We start from the raw sequence: 19,735 nt of genomic DNA, 5'->3' as shown, positions 1-19,735 counted from the left end.
CCTGGAGCTCGTCATGACCCCATCCCTGCGCGTCCTCGTCCACGGCGGCGGCATCGGCGGCCTGACCCTCGCCACCGCCCTCGCCCGGCGGGGCCACCACGTCGACGTCGCCGAACTGCGCGACGGGCTGGAGGCGCTGGGTGTCGGCATCATCCAGCCGTCCAACGCCCTGCACGTGATGCGCGAGATCGGCGTCCTGGACGCCTGCCTGGCCGTCGGCTTCGAGTGGGAGGTGCTGACCATCTGCGACCCGGACGGTGCCACCCTCGCCGAGATCCCGCAGCCCCGGATGGGCGACGCCCCCTCCTGCAACGGCATTCCGCGCCCCGCCCTCGCGAAGGTGCTGAGCACCGCCGCCGCCGAGGCCGGCGCCGCCCTCCGGTTCGGCACCACGATCGCCGAACTCGCCGACGACGGCGCGGGCGTGGACGTCTCCCTCACCGACGGCCACACCGGCCGCTACGACCTCGTCGTCGGCTTCGACGGCATCGGCTCGCCGCTGCGCGGGCGACTGTACGGCGACGCGTACGCCCCCGAGTACACCGGCTTCGCCAACTGGCGCGTCACGCTGCCGCGTTCGCCCGAGGTACGGGGCGTGGTGATGTCCGCCGGCGACATCGAGGCGAAGGCGCTGCTCACGCCGATCAGCGACGAACTCATGTACCTGGGCTCGGTGTTCGCCGAGGCCGAGGACTTCCGCCCGGACCCGGCACGCGCCCACGAGCAGCTCGCCGAGCGCCTGGCGGGATTCGGCGGCCCGATCGCCGAGGCGCTCGCCCGGGTCACCGACCCGGCCGCGGTGGTGTACTCGCGCATCTCCCAGGTGACGGTCGAGGAGCCCTGGCACGTCGGGCGGGTCGTCCTGGCCGGCGACGCCGCGCACGCCAGCACCCCGCACCTCGCGCAGGGCGCCGCCATGGCAGTCGAGGACGCGCTCGTCCTCGCCCGCAGCCTCGACGCCGCCGACGACGTCCCCGCAGCGCTGACCGCCTGGGAGGAGCGCCGCCGCCCGCGCGCCATGTGGGTGCAGGCGCTGTCCCGGGCGATCCTCAAGCAGGAGACCGGCACGCCCACCACGCCGGAGGAGGACGGGCTGCTGAAGGTCGGCATCCCGGGCGCCGCGCACGTCCTCGTCAAGCCGTACTGGACGACTTCCCGTTCCGAGGGGTGATGTCCCGGCGGCGGGCCCACACCGCCGCCGAGATGCGGGCCACCAGCCGGGCCGCCGGGTCCGCGGTGCCCTTGCCCGAGGCGAGCGGTCCGGTGTAGCAGACCGCGATCAGGTACGGCGGGCAGTCGTCGGGATGGACGAGCCCGACGCTGTGGCGCGCACCGCCGACCCAGCCGTTCTTGAACGCGATCCGGGTGCCCGGCGGCAGTCCGGCCGCCAGATCCACCCGGAACACGTTCCGCTCCAGGATCCGCAGCAACTCCGGCTCTCCGTCCAGGGACTGGAGGAGCCGGACGAGATCCCGCGCGCTGACCAGGTTCTGAACACCCGCGTCACGTGCCGCGTGGTCCTCGATCCCGCGCGGGCTCGCGCTGCGCGTCGCCCCGGCCCGCCGCCACACCTCCGCCACCGCATCGCGGCCGACGGCGGCGAGGCACAGGTTGGTGGCGAGGTTCGACGAGTGCGTGATCATGCGCTCGGCGAGCGTGCGCAGCGGCGCCGTCCCGCCGAGGAGCTCCCAGGGCACCGGATCGCTGTCGCCGGCCCGGTCGTTGCCGAACTCGCCGCCCACGGCCGAGGGATGCCGGTTCACCACCGGCACCTCGGTGTCCAGGTCCTTGCCGCTCCGGTACAGCGCGGCCAGCACGGCCACCTTCATCGTGCTCGCCGCGTAGTGCAGTTCGTCCGGTGCCCGCGCGAACACCGGCTCGCCACCCTCCGAGGGAGCCACCACCACAGACAACATGCGAAGTGGCGTTCCCGGCGCCGTCGAGGGGCAAACTCCGCCTCCCCCGGGTCCACCCCCGCACAGCAACGGGCCCCGGCCGGGTAGTCCCGGCCGGGGCCCACGTGTTCACGCCTCGTCAGCTGCTCGGGCGCGGGGCCGGAATGGCGCCGGAGCCCGTCAGGAGCGGCCATTCGCGGTGGAAGGCGGGCAGCGGGAGCTTGCCCTCGATGATCGGGGTGCCGAAGATCTTCAGGTGCGCGGTCAGCGCGCCATTCAGGTCGATGCCGCCGACCACCGACCAGCTGCCCTGGGCCTGCGGGGCGCCGCCGGGGACGTCGGCGGTGAGGGAGCCTTCGGCCTTGGCGCTCAGGTAGGGGGCGACGGTGGTCTCGACGCCGACGGTGTCGTAGAGGCCGATGCTGGCCTCGGCGCCCAGGGACGCGCGGACGGAGGCCTTGCCGCTCAGGCGCAGGTGCACCGGGGAGACCTTGGTGTCGGAGGCGTCGGTGATCGGGGCCCAGCCCTTGCCGCCGGTGTAGTCGGCGCGGACGGCCCAGGTGCCGGTGGCCTCCTGCTCGGCTTCCACGTGGATCTGGCCGTCGGCGCCGATCTCCAGGTAGCAGGTCAGGCCGAGGTTGACGACGACGGGCAGGCCGGCGACGGTCAGCACCGGGCTGGCCTGGAGCTTGGCGAAGGGCAGGCGGATCGGGGCCGCGCCGGTGTTGCGGGCGAGGTCGCCGCTGACCTTCCACTGGGCGTGGGCGCCCAGGTCGAAGCCGATGGACGCGGTGCGCGGGCTGCCGGCACTGGCGCCGTGGTAGGCGAAGTGGACGGCCGGGTGGAGCTGGAGGGAGCCGGAGGCCGCCACGCTCGCGCCCTCGGGGAGCGGGATCGGGGCGTTGACGTCGACTTCCAGCGTGCCGGAGGCATCGGCCTTCACGCCGCCGTTGTCCTTGCCGATGCTCGCCTTGAGGTCCTTGACCAGGGGCGTGACCTTGATGTTGTGCGGGTCGACGGCGACCTTTCCGTCCGCCTCGGTGCCGCCGAGCAGCTCGGCGATGGTGGCGGGCCGGGTGGCGAGCTTGATGGTGTCGCCGGCGCCCTGCTGGACGGATGTGACGGCGACGAGGGCGCCCTGGGGTGCGGCGGCGGTGGGCGGGCTGGCGATCAGCGCGCCGGGCTGGACGGCCTGGGCACCGCTCGGCGTGGCGCTCGCAGTCGCACTCGCCGTGACGCTCGGCGTCGTGCTCGGGGTGGCGCTCGGGGTGGCGGTCGGGGTGGCGGTCGGCGACGCGGTGGAGGCCTGGGCGGCCGACAGGACCGCCGTCCCGCCCGCCGGGTCGTACGCAGTGAGCTGCAGGTTCTTCGCCGTGGCGGTGACCGCGCCGCCGTCCTTGCCGGGCGTGCCGATGGCGGCCTGCTGGACTCCGGCCGGGGCGGCCGTGACGGTCACGGAGGCGGTCGGCCGCGCGCTGGTGGGCGCGGAGCCGGGCGTGGTGGCGCGGGCGTGGGGTGTGCCGGAGGACTGGGCGGCGGCCGGGCCGGTCCCGGTAGCCGCAGCCGCTACCGGGGTGGCGGCCGGGTCGGTGCCGGCGGCGGCCTGGGGGGTACCGGAGGACGTCGGCCCGCACGCGGCGACCCCGGTCAGGACGAGGGTGAGGAGGGCGGGCCGGACGGCCCTGCCTATTGCGCTCTTGAACACGCGGCGTCATGTTACTGACGCGGAATAAGTTTGTCGAAGACAGGCCAAGTCGGGTAATGACACGACCACCGATGGTGAGAGGGCGTCAGGCCAGTCGTGCGGCCGGGAGCCGGTCCCCCGGGAGCTCCCGGACGTCGGCCGGAACCTCCAGCTCCGCGAGGTACCGCGCCCGCGGCAGCGGCACGGCGCCGAGGCTGCGGATGTGCGGCCCGTCCCACTGCGCGTCGAGGAGCCGGCCCCCGGCGGCCGCGAAGCGCGCCGCGAGGTCGGCGACGGCGACTCGGGAGGCGTCCGGGCGGCGGTGGAACATCGAGTCGAGGCTCAGCACCGGCCCCGCCGAGACGCCGAAGACGCCGCCTATCAGCTCGTCGCCGTCCCACACCTCCGCGCTGTGCGCGGCGCCGAGCGCGTGCAGCCGCGCCAGCCCGTCCTGCAACTCCTTGCCCAGCCAGGCCGGCTGGCGCCCCTGCGCGCAGGTGGCGAGCACCTCGTCGAAGGCCCGGTCGGCGCTGGTCCACCAGCCGAGGCGGTTGCGCAGCCGCCGCGCCAGCTGCCGGCCGATGCGGACGCCGCCGGGCGGAATGACGGGCCGGGGATCGGGCGACCACCACGCCACCGCGTACGGGTCCTCCCCGCCCAGCAGTGCGATCTCGCCCGCCGCGACGGACTCCTCGAACCGCGCCTCGTTGTACGCGCTCGCGAACTCGTCGGCCGCCGGCATCGGGAAGAGCCCGTGCCGGTAGGCGGCGAGCAGGTCCTCCGGCCCGACGCCACCCCCGAACGCCACCGGCCCGTCCCCGGGGCCGCGTTGGACGTCGAGGTCCGCGAAGACGCTCACGGCCGGCCTCCCGGAGGCGGTCCGAGGTAGCCGTCCGCCAGCAGCTGCTCCAGGTAGTGGTCGAGCAGCGCCGCGTCCACCGCCGGCAGGTCGATGCCGCTGCCGGTGAGCGCGGCCTCGGTGTTGGTCCGGTCGAAGAGCGGGAAGGTCGGCCGGAAGTACATCTCGCTGAGGGACAGGTCGGTCCCGGGGCTGCGGTCGACGAACAGCGGGACGAACGGGGTGATGGGGTGGGTGGGGTGTCCGGCGGCGAACCGGACCAGGCTCTGCACCCATTCGTCGTAGGGGAGTTCGGCCACCGGGTAGCCGCGGGCCCGGAGCCGGTCGGCGAGGTCGGCGAGGACGGCGGGCCGGGGCGAGGTCAGGTGGTACACCTCGCCGTTGGCGGGGGCGTGGGCGGCGATGTGGACGACGGCCTGGCCGAACCGGTCGGCGGGGACGAAGTCGAGCAGCAGCCGCGCGTCGGGACACGTGCCGCTCTCCGCCATGTACTTGATCAGGGCGCAGATCTCCGTCCCGGTGTTCATGACGCCCGTCACGAGGTCCCCGGTGACGTCGTTGGTGCGCAGCACGGTGACGGGCAGCCCGACGGCGGCGGCGTTGTGCAGCAGTTGTTCGGCGACCCACTTGCTCTCCACGTACCCGACGCCCAGCTTCTCCGGGTGGGCGAGCGGAGTCCGTTCGGTGACCTCGTCGATGCCGGCCGCGCCGAAGCCGACGAGGACGGCGAGCGTGGAGAGGTAGTGCACGGGGATGCCGCGGCTGTGTCCGGCGAGTCGGACGACCTCGCGGGTGCCGCCGACGTTGGCACCGCGCAGCTGGTGGTAGGGGTAGAGGAAGTTGACCTGCCCGCCGAGGTGGTGGATGGCGTCCAGGTTGCCGGCCAGCCATTCGAACTGGCGCTGTGTCAGCCCGAGCAGCGGTTCGGCGAGGTCGCCGACCAGCGGCACGACCCGGGTGTCGGACAGGTCGTGGCGCAGGAAGCGCTGTTGGGCGGCGCGGACGCGTTCGAGGGCGTGTTCCTCGTCGGGGGCGCGGACCAGGCAGTGGATGCGGGCACGGGTGGTGGCGAGCAGGGTGTTCAGCAGGTGCGAGCCGCAGAATCCGGTGGCACCGGTGAGCAGGATCTCGGCGGGTTCGGCGCGGCTGGGTGCGGGGCGCCAGGACTGCCGTACGGGGTGGCCGATTTCGGTTTCGGCGGCCCAGTCGACGGCGGCCCGGTCGGCGGGGCTGCCGCCCGAGGCTGTGCCGGCGCGGGCTTCCTGGACGGCTCCGGCGAAGGCACCGAGGGTGGCGTCGCGCAGCAGGGAACGGGTGAGGGTGCGGATCCGGGTCACGTCGATGCCCATCATGATGCGGGCTCGGGCGAGCATCTCCATGGCGAGCAGCGAGTTGCCGCCGAGGTCGAAGAAGTCGTCGGTGGGCTTGACCTCCTCGACGCCGAGCAGTTCGGACCACAGGTGCCCGACCACTTCCGCGGTCACACCGCCGGTCCTCGCCGGAGTCGGACCCGCCGCGGGCTCCGCCCGGCCCACCGCGCCCCCGCCGCCGCTGCGCCGCTGCAGCTGGGGCTCGGTGTGGGGCAGGAGCCGCCGGTCGATCTTGCCGGCCGGGGTGAGCGGCATGTCCTCCAGCAGCACGAAGTCGGCCGGGACCATGTACTCGGGCAGCCGTTCGGCGAGGTAGGCGCGGATCCGGTCGCGCCGCGCCCGGGCGCCGGACTTCTCCCGGTCGACGAGCGTGTAGTAGGCCGTCAGGATGCGGGCGCCGTCGAGGGGGCTGAAGTCGGCGGCGACCCGGGCCAGCCGGACGTCGGGGTGGCCGTCGAGCACGGCCTCGATCTCGGACATGTCGACCCGGTAGCCGCGGACCTTCACCTGGTCGTCGAAGCGGCCGAGGATCTCCAGCTGCCCGTCGGCCCGCCAGCGCCCGGCGTCGCCGGTGCGGTACATCCGCTCGCCGGGCACGGGTGCGTAGGGGTCGGGCAGGAAGGATTCGGCGGTGGCCACGGGGGCGCGCCAGTAGCCGCGGGCGAGGCCGGGCCCGCCGAGGTAGATCTCGCCCTTCTCGCCGGGCCTGACGGGGCTGAGCCGGTTGTCGAGGACGTGCACCTGTACGCCGGGCAGCGGCCGGCCGATCGGTACGGGCGCCGCCGCCGCGCCCGTGTCGCCGCTCTCCAGGAGCGCCGGGGTCACCTCGCACAGGGTGGAGGTGATGGCGGCCTCGGTGACGCCGTACGCGTTGACCAGCCGGACGCCGGGCAGCCGGTCGAGGCAGATGCGGCAGTCGTGGTCGTGCACGGTGTCCCCGCCGACGATGATCAGCCGCAGGCCCTCGGGCCCCGGCCCGCCGGCGGGCAGCAGCCCGAGCACGTGGTGCCAGTAGGCGGGGGTGAGGTCGGCGACGGTGAGGCCGAGATCGCGCATCCGGTGGACGAGCTCGGTGGGTGCCCAGGTGTGGCTGCCGCCGAGGACGAGGGTGGCGCCGGTGAGCAGGGTGGCGAAGACCTGCTCCAGCGAGGTGTCGAAGCCGAGCGCGGCGAGTTGCAGGACGCGGTCACGGGAAGTTAGCCCGTAGGCGCGGATGACCCGGTCGAGGGTGAAGACCATGGACCGGTGCGTGACCGCGACGCCCTTGGCCCTGCCGGTACTGCCGGAGGTGTAGATCAGGTAGGCGAGGTCGTCGGGCGCGGCGCCGTCGGGCAGTCGGCCGTCGGGCAGCGGCCCGTCGGGGGCCGGGGCGTCCACGGCCAGCACCTCCGCGCCCGGGAAGCCGGCGGAGACGCCGTCCGGGCCGCCGGAGGCGATGACGATCCGCGCCCCGCACTCCTCGACGGCCTGTGCCAGCCGCCGCGGCGGGTACGCCGGGTCCAGTGGCAGGAACGCCGCGCCCGTCTTGAGCACGCCCAGCCAGGCGACCGGCAGGTCCGCGCCGCGCTCCAGGCAGACCGGCACGACCTGCTCGGCCCCGACGCCCCGGGCCCGCAGCGCGCCGGCCAGGCGGTCGCTGCGGCGGTCCAGTTCGTGGTAGCTGAGCGTGGCGTCGTCGGCGATCACCGCGACCGCGTCGGGGTCGTGCGCGGCGCGCGCCCGGAACAGTCCGTGCACGGTGTCGGCGAAGCCGGCGACGGCACGGCCCGGATCACGGACGGTGGCGGGCCCGGGCGCGAACCCCAGCCCAGCGGGCCGCCATTCGCGCTCGACGTGGGCCCGGCAGTCCGCCCGGGTGGCGGGCCCGAAGACCTTGTGCCATCCGCCCGGGACCGTTAAGTCGCCCGGCCAGATGGCGTACTGACCGTTGTCATCGCGGACTACGGCGTGACGCTCGGAGTTCACATCCGTCCGTACGCCCTGTGCGCTGTTGGCTGCGTCATCCACCGGCTTGACCTCGTGGTGTGGCGGCAGAATGCTGAGAGGTACGACATTCCTGACTATACGCACTCACGGCACATTAGGAATGTCGAGCCGCAAACCAGCCGGAATCCAGGTGCCGTACCCTCATCAGGCGCCCTCGCAAACCGGCGGGGTGATGTCGCGGAGGAGCGGAGGAGGTTGCCCCGTTGACTCGCCGGCGACAACGCCTGATGGCCTGTTACCTGCTGTGGATGGTGCTGTTCACCGGCATCTACTACACCAACCCGGCCCAGCGGATCGTCTGGTGGACCGGCATCGGGGTGGGCGGCGTGGCCGCCATCGTGATCGGCGTCCGCCTCAACCGCCCGTCCCACGCGCTGTTCTGGTACCTGCTGGCACTCGCCAACCTCAGCTTCACCGCGGGTGAGGTGGTGCAGGCCGTCCAGCTCCAGATCCTGCACCTGGACAATCCGTTCCCGTCCGTCGCGGACGGCTTCTACCTGGCCGAGTTCGTCCTGTACGCGGCCGGCGTGCTCGGCTTCATCCGCTGGCGGACCGCCCGGCAGGACCGCGCTGGCCTGCTGGACGCGATGATCCTCACCATGGGCCTCGCTCTGCTCTCCTGGATCTACCTGATCCTCCCGTACGAGCGGGACCAGTCCCTCACCTGGATCCAGAAGGCCGTCTCGATCGCCTACCCGCTCGGCGACGTCGTCGTCCTCGCCCTGCTGCTGCGCCTGCTGACGCCGCGCGGCGGCAACAGCCGCTCGCTGCAACTGCTCACCGTCGGCACCCTCGGCATCCTGACCTCCGACGTGCTGTACGGGCTGATCCAGCTGCACGGCACCTGGCACATCGGCACGCCCGTCGAGCTCGGCTGGGCCGCCTTCTACACCGCCTGGGGCGCCGCCGCGCTGCACCCGTCCATGGTGGAGCTGACCCGGCCGGTGCCCACCCAGCAGCCCGACCTCGGCCGCGGCCGGCTGGCGCTGCTCACCCTCGCCTCGCTGATCGCCCCGGCGATCCTGATCATCGAGTCGCTGAACGGCAACACCACCAACGCGGGTGTGATCGGCGCCTTCTCGGCGCTGCTGTACCTGCTGGTCCTGGCCCGGCTGGCGGTCGTCGTGGTGGCCCGCCGCCAGGCCATCGCCCGCGAGCGCGCCCTGCGCGAGGCCGGCGCCTCGCTCACCGCGGCCGTCACCGTCGAGCAGGTCGCCGACGCCGTGCAGGCCGCCGCCTCCGCCCTGATGCCCACCCAGCCCGGGCACGTCGCCCTGCTCGCCGTCACGGAGGGTGGCGTGCCGCACATCCGACACGCCGAGCGCGGCGCGACGCGAAGTCACGTCGGGGCTCCTGCCGAGCCGGACTCGGACGAGGTGCTGGCGCTCGCCGCCCACCGCGAGACCCGGCTCCTGCCCGTCGAGGACGTCGGCACCGCGCTGTCCACCCGGCTCGACGGCATGCCCTCCGCGCTGCTCTGCCCGCTCACCCTCGCCGAGCGCCCCTCCGGCGACCCGCTGATCGGCGCGCTCGTCGTCACCGGCACCGAGCAGGAACTGACCAGCCTGTGGGGCTCGCTGGAGATCCTGGCCGCGCAGGCGGCACTGGCCGTCGAACGCGTCACGCTGAGTCAGGAAATCAACCGCCGCAACAGCGAGCTGTACTTCCGCACCCTGGTGCAGAGCGCGAGCGACGTCATCCTGATCCTCGAGGCCGACGACACCATCCGTTACGCCTCCTCCTCCGCCGAACGGGTCCTCGGCTACCCGAGCCTGGACGGCACCCTGCTGACCGAGCTGGTCCCGCCCGAGGAGAGCCACGCCGTCGGCAAGGCGCTGGCCCGGATGCGCGGCCCGGCGGACCCGCCCGTGGCGGTCCCGCAGTCCCGGGAGCACTGGCGGCTGCTGCGCCACGACCGCGCCCCGATCGAGGTCGAGGTCCGCCACAACGACCTGCGCGGCGACCCGACGGTGGCCGGCCTGGTGCTCACCCTGCGCGACGTCACCGAGCAGCGCCGGATGGAGCGCGAGCTCACCCACCGGGCCTTCCACGACTCGCTCACCGGCCTCGCCAACCGCGTCCTGTTCCAGGACCGGGTGGGCCACGCGCTGTCCCGCGGCGAGCGCAGCGGCGCGGTGATCGGGGTGCTCTTCATCGACCTGGACGACTTCAAGGTGGTCAACGACACCCAGGGCCACACGGTCGGTGACGAGCTGCTGGTGGCCGTCTCGCTGCGCATCTCCACCGCCCTGCGCACCTCGGACACTGCGGCCCGGCTCGGCGGCGACGAGTTCGCGGTGCTGGTGGAGGACGCGCTGCGCCCGGACGACGTCGACGCGATCGCGGCCGGCGTGATGGCGGTGTTCACCGAACCGTTCCGGCTGGGCGCGGGCTCGGTCCGGGTGACGGCGAGCATCGGCGTGGCGACGACCGAGGACAGCGTGGACGCGGCCGAACTGCTCACCCACGCCGATCTGGCGCTGTACTCGGCGAAGGCGGCCGGCCGGCGCCAGTGGCGCCACTACCAGCCGGTGCTGCAGACCGGGCTGGTGGAGCGGCACGAGCTGAACGAGCACCTGGACACCGCGATCGCCGAGTCCGCGTTCAAGCTGTACTACCAGCCGGTCGTCGACCTGCGGACGGGCGATCTGGTGGCCTTCGAGGCGCTGGTCCGCTGGCCGCACGACCGGCGCGGCATGGTCCTGCCCGACGAGTTCATCTCCCTCGCGGAGGAGAGCGGCCAGATCGTCCCGCTCGGCGCCTGGGTGCTGGAGCGCGCCGCACAGGAGGCCGCCGTCTGGCACGCCGAGAGCTCCGCCGTCCGCGCCGCCACCGGCCGGCCGCCGCTGCGCGTCAACGTCAACGTCTCCGCCCGGCAGTTCCGCGACGCCGGCTTCGTCGACGTCGTGCGCCACGCCGTCGACGTCTCGGGGATCGACCCGCGCGCTCTCGTGCTGGAGCTCACCGAGTCGGTGCTGATGCGCCGTGACGACCGCGTCCACACCGACATGCGCACCCTGGACGACCTCGGCGTCGGCATCGCCATCGACGACTTCGGCACCGGCTACTCCTCGCTCTCCTACCTGCGCGAGTTCCCGATCTCGATCCTGAAGATCGACAAGTCGTTCATCGACGGCCTGGGCGTCTCCCAGCAGCAGTACGCTCTCGTCGAGGGCATCGTCCGGATCGCCGACACCCTCGGCGTCCAGGTCATCGCCGAGGGCATCGAGCAGCCCGAGCAGCGCGACCTCCTCGCCGCCATGGGCTGCCCCCTCGGCCAGGGCTACCTCTTCGCCCACCCCCTCACCCCCGACCAGGCCCGCACCCTGGTCCGCGACACCACCTACGAGCCGGCCTGATCCTCCGTCCGACGTCAGTCGCCATGGACGTCCCGCGTCAATCGCCATGGACCGCGGCCGACTTGCCGGCTGTCGGCGGGCGACCGTCAGACGGCCAGGCCCGGGGTGAGGGTGGCGGTCGGCGGTGTGGTGCTGCCGGCGGTGGTGCCGAGGGTGTGTTCGGTCTTGGCGACGGCGGTGCGGTACTGCATGGAGGCGAGTTGGGAGGAGGAGCCCTCGCGCTGGAAGAAGCCGAAGACCATGCCGACGGTGCCGAAGCGTTCGATGCCGATGTAGGCGTTGAGCTGGACGCCGTCGAGGGTGCCGTCGAGGCGGACGGCGGGGGCGTCCTGGCGGTCGCCGAGGGTGACGGGGGTGACGGAGAAGGTCACGGAGTCGCTGGTGCCCGCGTCGAAGGTGATCTGGTGACAGGTCCTGAACGCGTCGGTGACGGTGTTGACGTCGCTCGTGAGCTTGCCCGGGTCCTCGGCGGTGAGGGATTCGGTCACCATCGGGTTGCCGTCCGGGCCGTCGAGTTCGACCTCCGCGTGCGGGGTGGCGGGTGTCGGGAAGGCGTCGGCCTGCTCGTTGATGAGCGCGCTCAGGGCGTCGCAGCCGCTGGCCGGGGATGGGTTCTCGCCGGGGGTGGGGCTGCTGGTGACGGGGATCGCGGTGTAGCCGGGGCCGAGGTCGTCGGCGGTGAGCAGGGCCGCCTTGAGCTGGTCGGCGGAGGGCAGGTCCTGGGCCGGTGCGGCAGCGGCGGCGAGGCCGGCCGTGCCTAAGGCGACCGCTGCGGCGACGGCCGCGGCGGTGAGGGCGTGGAGAGGCCTCGGGTGGAGCATGCTGGCCCCCGGTCGAGAGTTCGGGCAGGGACAGGTGACCAGTGTCCCATCGGGGCCTGCCCGGGGCGCGCGGAAGGGGGAAGGCACAGGTCAGGCCCGTGGCAGGGTGTCCAGGGTCTCGGTGAGCCACTCCACCCAGAAGGCCTCCAGGCCGATCCCGGCCCGCAGCACGGCGTGCTGGAGCCGGTTCTCGTCGGCCGCCCGCCCGGGCGGGAAGTCGCGCCGTTCGATCTCCAGATAGTCGTCCAACTGCGCACGGTGGAGCGCGAGATGACGTTCGAGTTCGGCGTCCAGGCCGGCCGTGCCGACGACCGCGGCGGCGCGCAGCCTCAGCAGCAGCGGTTCGCGGACGGCCCGTGGGTCGGAGCCGTCGGCCGTCCAGCGCTCCAGTTCGGCGCGGCCGGCGGGCAGCACCTCGTACTCCTTCTTCTGGCCGCGGGCCGGGCCGGCCTGCGGGAGGGCCCGGATGAGTCCGGAGGCCTCCAGCCGGCCCAGCTCGCGGTAGATCTGCTGGTGGGTGGCGGACCAGAAGAAGCCGATCGACTTGTCGAACCGCCGGGTCAGCTCCAGCCCGGAGGAGGGCTTCTCCAGCAGGGCGGTGAGGATGGCGTGGGGCAGCGACATGCCGTCGATCCTAGAGCTGTCGGCGCCGTGCTCGGATCGTTCGCGGTGCTCAGATCGCCGCGGCCAGTTCCGTCCCCTGCTTGATGGCCCGCTTGGCGTCGAGTTCCGCCGCCACGTCCGCGCCGCCGATCAGGTGCGGGGTGACGCCGAGGGCGCGCAGGTCGGCGTCGAGGTCGCGGCGCGGCTCCTGGCCGGTGCACAGCACGACGGTGTCGACGGGCAGCAGCTGCCGTTCGCCGTCCACGGTGATGTGCAGGCCGGCGTCGTCGATGAGGTCGTACGTCGCGCCGGCGACCATGGTGACGCCGCGGTGCTTGAGCTCGGTGCGGTGGATCCAGCCGGTGGTCTTGCCGAGCCCGGCGCCGACCTTGGTGGTCTTGCGCTGGAGCAGGTGGACCTGGCGCGGGGGCTTGGGCGGCTCGGGGCGGCGCAGCCCGCCGCGCTCGCGGTACTCGGGGTCGATGCCCCACTTGGCCTGGAAGGCGGGCGGGTTGAGGCTGGCCGCGTCGCCCTGGTCGGTGAGGTACTCGGCGACGTCGAAGCCGATGCCGCCCGCACCGAGGATGGCGACGCGCTCGCCGACGGACGCACCGTCGCGCAGCACGTCGAGGTAGCTGAGCACGCTGGGGTGGTCGATGCCCGCGATGTCGGAGGGAATTCGCGGCGTGACGCCGGTGGCGAGGACGATCTCGTCGAAGCCCTCGGCGGTCAGCTGCTCGGCGGTCACCGCGGCGCCGAGGCGCTGGGTGACGGCCAACTCGCCCAGCCGGGTGCGGTAGTAGCGCAGCGTCTCGTCGAACTCCTCCTTGCCCGGGATGCGCCGGGCGATGTTCAGCTGCCCGCCGATCGCCGCGGCGGCGTCGAACAGGGTGACGTCGTGGCCGCGTTCGGCGGCGGAGACGGCGAACGCGAGCCCGGCCGGCCCGGCCCCGACGACGCCGATCCGCTTGCGCGACTTCGTGGGAGAGAGCACGAGTTCGGTCTCGTGGCAGGCGCGCGGGTTGACCAGGCAGGAGGTGATCTGGAGGCTGAAGGTGTGGTCGAGGCACGCCTGGTTGCAGCCGATGCAGGTGTTGATGGACTCGGCGCGGCCGTCCTTCGCCTTGGCGACGAAGTCGGCGTCGGCGAGCAGCGGACGGGCCATCGAGACCAGGTCGGCGTAGCCGTCGGCGAGCAACTGCTCGCCGATTTCGGGGGTGTTGATGCGGTTGGTGGTGACGAGCGGGATCCCGACCGTGCCCATCACCTTCTTGGTGACCCACGCGAAGCCGCCGCGCGGCACCGAGGTGGCGATGGTGGGGATGCGGGCCTCGTGCCAGCCGATGCCGGTGTTGATGATGGTCGCGCCGGCGGCCTCGACGGCCTGGGCGAGCTGCACGACCTCGTCGAGCGTGGAGCCGCCGGGCACGAGGTCGAGCATGGAGAGGCGGTAGACGATGACGAAGTCCTCGCCGACCCGTTCGCGCACCCGCCGGACGATCTCGACGGGGAAGCGCATCCGCTGCTCGTACGGCCCGCCCCACTCGTCCTCGCGGTGGTTGGTGGCGGCGGCGATGAACTCGTTGATCAGGTAGCCCTCGGAGCCCATGATCTCGACACCGTCGTAGCCGGCGCGCCGGGCGAGGGCGGCGCAGCGGGCGAAGTCCTCGATGGTCCGCTCGACCTGCTCACTGGTGAGAGCGTTCGGGACGAACGGGCTGATCGGCGCCTGGATCGCGCTGGGGGCGACGAGGTCGCGGTGGTAGGCGTAGCGGCCGAAGTGCAGGATCTGCAGGGCGATCTTCCCGCCGGCGGCGTGCACGGCGTCGGTGATGACGCGGTGCTTGTCGGCCTCGGCCTCGGTGGTGAGCATCGCGCCGCCCTCCCAGGGTCGTCCGGCCTCGTTGGGGGCGATGCCGCCGGTGACGATCAGGCCCACGCCGCCGCGGGCGCGCTCGGCGTAGAAGGCGGCCATCCGCTCGAAGCCGCCGGGGGCCTCCTCCAGGCCGACGTGCATCGAGCCCATGATCACGCGGTTGGGCAGGGTGGTGAAGCCGAGGTCGAGCGGGCTGAGCAGGTGGGGGTAGGGGCTGCCGGGCGTGGCGCTCATCGACGTCTCCTGGGGCGGCGGGGGGCTCTTGGTTACCGCAGGGTAGGGGACGGGTGTGCGGCTATGCAACTAGTTGCATAAGGCGCCCGGGACGGGGAACCCGGGTATGACCGAAAGCCGCCGGCCACCGTCCCGACGGCGTATCGTCCTAGCGACGTCTCCTCCCAGCGACGTCGTGACGCGTCAGGAAGGGGACGGACGTGCGGGGTGGATCGATCGCCGTGGTCGGCGGCAGCATCGCCGGCAGCGCCTTCGCGCGGGCTGCAACCCGGCAGGGCGCCGAGCGGGTCGTGGTGCTCGAACGCAGCCCGGGCCGGCTAGAGGACCGCGGCGTCGGCATCTGCATCCTCGACGACCGCTTCGCCGAACTCGTCGGCGCCGGGCACGTCACCGAGGACGTCCGCCGCCACCGCCTCACCGTGCGCCGCTGGATCACCCGGGACGCGTCCCGTGGCGGGGACGCCCGCGGGCGGCACCTGTGGGCCCAGCCGTTCGCCTTCCACTCCTACCACTGGGGCGTGCTCTGGCAGGCGCTGCGCGAACGGATGCCCGGGAACGTCGAGTACCGGCTCGGCACGACGGTCACGGCAGTCGGCACCGGCGAGGACGACGCGTGGATCACGGACACGACCGGCGCCCGCGAGCCGTACGACCTCGTCATCGGCGCTGACGGCTACCGCTCGGTGGTCCGCGAGGCGGTCTGCCCGGACGCCCTGCCCGAGTACGCGGGGTACGTGTGCTGGCGCGGCAGCTACGACGCCGAGCGGCTGGCCGAACTGCCCGGCGGGGCCGAGGCGTGGCCGGAGCAGGAGTGCGCCACCGTCTGCTACCCGGGCGGCCAGGTGGTGATCTACCGCATCCCGGGCGTCACCCCGGGCCGTACGCAGGTGAACTGGGTCTTCTACGCGCCCGCGCCCGCGTGGCTGCGCCTCGACGGCCCGACCAGTATTCCGGCGGGCACGCTCGACGACGGCCGGGCGGACGAGCTGAAGGCCCTCGCGGAGCGCGAACTGCCGCCCTACTGGGCCGCGCTGGTCACCCTGACCCCGCTCGAGCGGACGTTCCTGCAGCCGATCTACGACCTGGCGACCCCGCGCCGCACCGCCGGCCGACTGCTCCTCGCCGGGGACGCCGCCACCGTCGTGCGCCCGCACAACACCAGCGGCGCGGTGAAGGCGCTGCAGGACGCGCACGCCTTCGAGGACGCCTGGCGCGCCGGGCGCTCATGGGCGGCCACGCTCTCCGCGTACGACCGCGAACGAGTCACGATGGGGCGGGAGTTGGTCGAGCTGGGCCGGCGGCTCGGCCGGGCGCAGGTCGGCGCCGCGCCGGACTGGTCGACGATGGACGAGCCCGGGATGATCGCCTGGTGGCAGCAACAGCTCACCGGCAGCGGAGGTTTCGGCGGCCATGCCCTGACGCGCAGGTCCTGACGCGCAGGCACTGCTGAGGCACTGGACGCGCGCCGGGCAGGCGGGCCGCCGAAACCCCGTGAGAACTCCCCGACCGTCAGACGTTGACGCCGTAGTCGGTCGCGATGCCGCGCAGACCGGAGGCGTAACCCTGGCCTATGGCGCGGAACTTCCACTCGGCGCCGTTGCGGTACAGCTCGCCGAAGACCATCGCGGTCTCGGTGGACGCGTCCTCGCTGAGGTCGTAGCGGGCGATCTCCTGGCCGTTGGCCTGGTTGACGATCCGGATGAACGCGTTGCGGACCTGGCCGAAGTTCTGCATCCGGGCGTCGGCGTCGTAGATCGACACCGGGAAGACCACCTTGGCGACGTCGGCCGGCACCCGGACCAGGTCGACCTTGATCTGCTCGTCGTCGCCGTCGCCGCCACCGGTCAGGTTGTCGCCGCTGTGCTCGACCGAACCCTCCGGGCTGCGCAGGTTGTTGAAGAACACGAAGTGCTGGTCCGAGACCACCTTGCCGAGCGCGTTGCAGAGCAGCGCGCTGGCGTCCAGGTCGTAGTCGGCCCCGGTGGTGGTGCGCACGTCCCAGCCGAGCCCCACGATCACGGCGCTCAGACCGGGCGCCTCCTTGCTCAGCGAGACGTTGCCGCCCTTGGCCAGCGAAACTCCCACAATGCCCTCCTCGGATCTCTCCCTGCGGACGAATCTACAACACTGTAGAGATCACGAGAATCCATCTGCGGTCGGGCCCGGCCCCGGGACTTCCTCAGGGTGCGCGGGCTTCCGCAGCAGCTTTCCCCAGCGGCTTTCCGTAGCGGCTTCTGTGGCGGCCTTCCTCGAGCCGCCTTCCGGCACGCGCGCCCGGGCGGGTCGCCGACCTAGACTGGCAGCACGGATCCACGCGCCGCCGGGCGGCGCTGGCCGCGCGGGAGGTCCCCATGCGCCGGCGGTACAGCTTCCACCTCGACCAGGCCGGGCACTCGGTCACCGTCAACGTCCGGTCCGGCTGGATCACCGAGACCGAGCTGCTGGTGGACGGCAAGGAGTGCGCCTTCCACCGCATCCACGGGCACGGCGTCTACCCGCTGACGCTGGCCGCGCAGCTCGCCGAGGACCCGCCGCTCCCACTCGCGGTGCGGCTGGACCGCACGGGGGCGGCGGAGCATCCGCTCGCGTGCGTGCTGGAGGTGGGCGGGGCCGCGCGGACGATGCCGGAGCGGGCGGCCCGCTGAGGAGTCGGGCGGACGTCTTTGTCCGGTCGAGCTGGTCGCCCGGCGCGCCACCGCGGGCGAGGACTTCGACGCGTTGCCCTGCGCCGTCCCGACCTGCTCGACAAGGAGCTGCTCACCCGCCACTACCGGCCCGGGACCCTCGCCGACGAGCGCGCCCGGACCAGCTGGGTCGCGCCCGACCTGAAACCGCTGGACGGCTAGACCTTCTGGCGCTCCGCCACGATCTCCTCGACGGCCTCCCGCGCCCGCTCGGCGTCCTCGTCGACCAGGCCGATCCTGGTCCGCCGGTGGAGCACGTCCGCCGCGTCCAGCGCGCCCTCATGGGTGACGGCGTACGCGATCTCGGCCCGCGTCACGGCGATGCCCTCGACGACGGGGGCGAGGTCGCCCGCCTCCAGTACCTCCCGGGCCGCGCCGCCGTGCCGGGCCAGCAGAGAGCCGGGCACGCCGTCCGCCCGGACGGGGCGGCTGTCCCGGTGGCCGGGGGCGCCGACCAGCGGCAGCCGGGCCGTCCAGCACGCCCGGGCCGGCAGGCCGCGCAGCCGGACGGCGGCGTCCACCGCGTCCTCGGCCATCCGCCGGTAGGTGGTGAGCTTGCCTCCGACCACCGTGACCACCCCGGACGGCGACTCCAGCACCGCGTGCTCGCGGGAGATGTCCGCGGTGTTCCCGCCCCCGGTGTCGATCAGCGGCCGCAGCCCGGCGTACGCGCCGCGCACGTCCGCCCTGGTCAGCGCGGTGCTCAGTGCGGCGTTGACGGTGTCGAGGAGGAAGGTGATCTCGCCGTCCGTCGGCACCGGCTCGTCCGGGATCGGGCCCGGCGCGTCCTCGTCGGTGAGCCCGATCGCCACCCGGCCGAGCTGCTGCGGCAGCGCGAAGACGAAACGGCTCACGGAGCCGGGCACCGGCACGGTGAGCGCGGCGGTCGGGTGCCCGAGCGCGGCGGCGTCGACCAGCACGTGGGTGCCGCGGCTGGGCCGCAGGCGGATGGACGTGTCCACCTCGCCCGCCCAGACGCCGGTGGCGTTGACGACGGCGCCCGCGGAGACGGTCAGCGACTCCCCGGTCAGCACGTCGGTCAGCCGGGCGGAGTCGCCGGTGACGTCCTCGGCGCGCACCCGGGTCAGCACCGTCGCACCGTACTGCGCGGCGGTACGGGCCAGCGCCACCACCAGCCGTACGTCGTCCACGAGTTGGCCGTCGTGCGCGACCAGCCCGCCGCGCAGGCCCGCCGTCCGGACCCCGGGCACCAGCCGGCGCGTGTGCTCGGCGTCGATCCGGCGCACCCGGGGCAGCAGCGCTCCCGGCGTGCCCGCGCTCATCCGCAGCGCGTCCCCGGCGTGGAAGCCCGCACGGATCAGCGCGCTCTGCCCGGGACGCAGCAACCCCGGGAGCAGCGGCACGAGTTGGGGCAGGGCGCGGATCAGGTGCGGGGCGGTGCGGGTCATCAGCACCCCGCGTTCGAGGGCGCTCTCCCGGGCCACCCCGATCCGTCCGGAGGCGAGGTAGCGCAGGCCGCCGTGCACCAGCTTGGAGCTCCATCGGCTGGTGCCGAACGCGAGGTCGCGGGACTCGACGAGCACCGTGCGCAGCCCGCGCGTGGCGGCGTCCAGGGCCACCCCGGCGCCCGTGACGCCGCCGCCGATCACCAGCAGGTCGATCTTCGGGCGGGCGGCGAGCGCGTCCAGCTCCAGCTGCCGCCTGGCGGCGTTCAGCTGACTCGTTCCGGCGAAGGGGCCGGCTATCACCCCGTGGTTCGGTGTCGTCATGGCGCGAGGTATCCGTTCAGTGCTCTGGCCAGTTCGCACCGCCAGGCCGCCTCGGGCAGCACGGAGGCGACCATGCGGTGCGACTGGACGGTGGACTGGGCGATCAGCAGCACCATGGCCGCCAGTTCGATCGGCTCCCCGGCCCGGATCGAGCCGTTCGCCTGGCCCTGTTCGATGCCGATGCGCAGCGCTTCGAGGAGCCCGCGCTGGCTGGTGCCGAGCCGTTCGACGACGTACTCCATGAAGAGGTCGGCGTCGGCGGAGTGCAGCAGCGCGCCGAGCACCGGGTGGTCGCGCAACCGGACGGCGACCTCGACGACCCGCTCGACGAAGGTCTCGCGGTCGCTCACGTCCAGCGCCGCGCCCTCCAGGGTGGCGAGGATCTCCCGGGTGAGCAGCGCGCCGATCACCGCCTTCACGTCCGGCCAGCGCCGGTAGACGGTCGGCCGGCTCACCCCGGCGCGGCGCGCGATCTCCGCCAACTGGGTGCGGCGCACGCCGAGATGGACGATCAGCCCGGCGGCGGCGTCGAGGATCGCGTCGTCCGTGCTGCGCGGCTGTTCGGAGCCGGCGGCGGAGGGCTGCTGGAGGCTGGGGGAGTCCGCGTTACTACTTGACATGATGTGTGAAACTG

General features: G+C 73.4%; 15 protein-coding genes. 5 read left to right on the top strand and 10 right to left on the bottom strand.

Annotated features, from left to right (window positions below):
* Positions 1–13: 13 nt before the first annotated feature.
* A complete protein-coding gene (locus tag F7Q99_RS22615) occupies positions 14–1,171 on the top strand; it encodes an FAD-dependent monooxygenase (protein WP_153464255.1) in 1,158 nt (385 codons plus the stop codon).
* On the opposite strand, the gene F7Q99_RS22610 is transcribed toward F7Q99_RS22615, so the two are convergent.
* The 4 genes from F7Q99_RS22610 to F7Q99_RS22595 form a co-directional block, all read right to left on the bottom strand.
* Complete coding sequence (locus tag F7Q99_RS22610) at positions 1,134–1,904, bottom strand: serine hydrolase (RefSeq protein ID WP_326846994.1); 771 nt, start codon at positions 1,902–1,904, stop codon at positions 1,134–1,136. The genes F7Q99_RS22615 and F7Q99_RS22610 overlap by 38 nt on opposite strands.
* A gap of 130 nt (positions 1,905–2,034) precedes the next feature.
* Entirely contained in the window at positions 2,035–3,600 is a 1,566-nt protein-coding gene (locus tag F7Q99_RS22605; protein WP_153464251.1) for a hypothetical protein, read from the bottom strand.
* A gap of 85 nt (positions 3,601–3,685) precedes the next feature.
* A complete protein-coding gene (locus tag F7Q99_RS22600) occupies positions 3,686–4,438 on the bottom strand; it encodes a leucyl/phenylalanyl-tRNA--protein transferase (RefSeq protein WP_326846993.1) in 753 nt (250 codons plus the stop codon).
* Positions 4,435–7,815 carry an amino acid adenylation domain-containing protein gene (locus F7Q99_RS22595; RefSeq protein ID WP_195911149.1) on the bottom strand — a complete coding sequence of 1,127 codons (3,381 nt, stop codon included), beginning with the start codon at positions 7,813–7,815 and terminating at the stop codon, positions 4,435–4,437. Before F7Q99_RS22595 ends, F7Q99_RS22600 begins: the two co-directional genes overlap by 4 nt.
* Before the next feature lie 182 nt (positions 7,816–7,997).
* Between F7Q99_RS22595 and F7Q99_RS22590 the strand changes: the two genes are divergently transcribed.
* A complete protein-coding gene (locus F7Q99_RS22590) occupies positions 7,998–11,153 on the top strand; it encodes a putative bifunctional diguanylate cyclase/phosphodiesterase (protein WP_153464246.1) in 3,156 nt (1,051 codons plus the stop codon).
* Between the two features lie 86 nt (positions 11,154–11,239).
* Here the strand turns inward: F7Q99_RS22590 and F7Q99_RS22585 are convergent, their stop codons facing one another.
* The 3 genes from F7Q99_RS22585 to F7Q99_RS22575 all read right to left on the bottom strand — a co-directional run bounded on the left by F7Q99_RS22585 (position 11,240) and on the right by F7Q99_RS22575 (position 14,687).
* Positions 11,240–11,974: a hypothetical protein gene (locus F7Q99_RS22585; protein ID WP_153464244.1), complete on the bottom strand. Its 735-nt coding sequence runs from the start codon at positions 11,972–11,974 to the stop codon at positions 11,240–11,242.
* A gap of 90 nt (positions 11,975–12,064) precedes the next feature.
* Positions 12,065–12,598: a PadR family transcriptional regulator gene (locus F7Q99_RS22580; RefSeq protein WP_153464242.1), complete on the bottom strand. Its 534-nt coding sequence runs from the start codon at positions 12,596–12,598 to the stop codon at positions 12,065–12,067.
* 49 nt (positions 12,599–12,647) lie between these two features.
* Entirely contained in the window at positions 12,648–14,687 is a 2,040-nt protein-coding gene (locus tag F7Q99_RS22575; protein WP_153464240.1) for an NADPH-dependent 2,4-dienoyl-CoA reductase, read from the bottom strand.
* Between the two features lie 200 nt (positions 14,688–14,887).
* On the opposite strand from F7Q99_RS22575, the gene F7Q99_RS22570 reads away from it, so the two are divergent.
* Positions 14,888–16,120: an FAD binding domain-containing protein gene (locus F7Q99_RS22570; RefSeq protein ID WP_326846992.1), complete on the top strand. Its 1,233-nt coding sequence runs from the start codon at positions 14,888–14,890 to the stop codon at positions 16,118–16,120.
* Between the two features lie 76 nt (positions 16,121–16,196).
* Here the strand turns inward: F7Q99_RS22570 and F7Q99_RS22565 are convergent, their stop codons facing one another.
* Complete coding sequence (locus tag F7Q99_RS22565) at positions 16,197–16,772, bottom strand: TerD family protein (protein WP_326846991.1); 576 nt, start codon at positions 16,770–16,772, stop codon at positions 16,197–16,199.
* Positions 16,773–17,038: 266 nt separating this feature from the next.
* On the opposite strand from F7Q99_RS22565, the gene F7Q99_RS22560 reads away from it, so the two are divergent.
* Both F7Q99_RS22560 and F7Q99_RS22555 read left to right on the top strand, forming a co-directional pair.
* A complete protein-coding gene (locus F7Q99_RS22560) occupies positions 17,039–17,332 on the top strand; it encodes a hypothetical protein (protein ID WP_153464238.1) in 294 nt (97 codons plus the stop codon).
* Positions 17,333–17,350: 18 nt separating this feature from the next.
* A complete protein-coding gene (locus F7Q99_RS22555) occupies positions 17,351–17,533 on the top strand; it encodes a hypothetical protein (protein ID WP_153464236.1) in 183 nt (60 codons plus the stop codon).
* Here F7Q99_RS22555 and F7Q99_RS22550 read toward each other — a convergent pair.
* On the bottom strand, positions 17,530–19,101 hold the full coding sequence (locus F7Q99_RS22550; protein ID WP_153464234.1) for a glycerol-3-phosphate dehydrogenase/oxidase: 1,572 nt from the start codon (positions 19,099–19,101) through the stop codon (positions 17,530–17,532). The genes F7Q99_RS22555 and F7Q99_RS22550 overlap by 4 nt on opposite strands.
* Positions 19,098–19,721 carry a TetR/AcrR family transcriptional regulator gene (locus F7Q99_RS22545; protein WP_153464232.1) on the bottom strand — a complete coding sequence of 208 codons (624 nt, stop codon included), beginning with the start codon at positions 19,719–19,721 and terminating at the stop codon, positions 19,098–19,100. The genes F7Q99_RS22550 and F7Q99_RS22545 overlap by 4 nt, the downstream gene beginning before the upstream one ends.
* Positions 19,722–19,735 lie beyond the last annotated feature (14 nt).

Source organism: Streptomyces kaniharaensis, from assembly GCF_009569385.1.
GTDB classification, from domain to species: Bacteria; Actinomycetota; Actinomycetes; order Streptomycetales; family Streptomycetaceae; genus Kitasatospora; species Kitasatospora kaniharaensis.
Note: the sequence above shows the minus strand (reverse complement) of the source record. Positions and strands in the feature narration are given on the sequence as shown.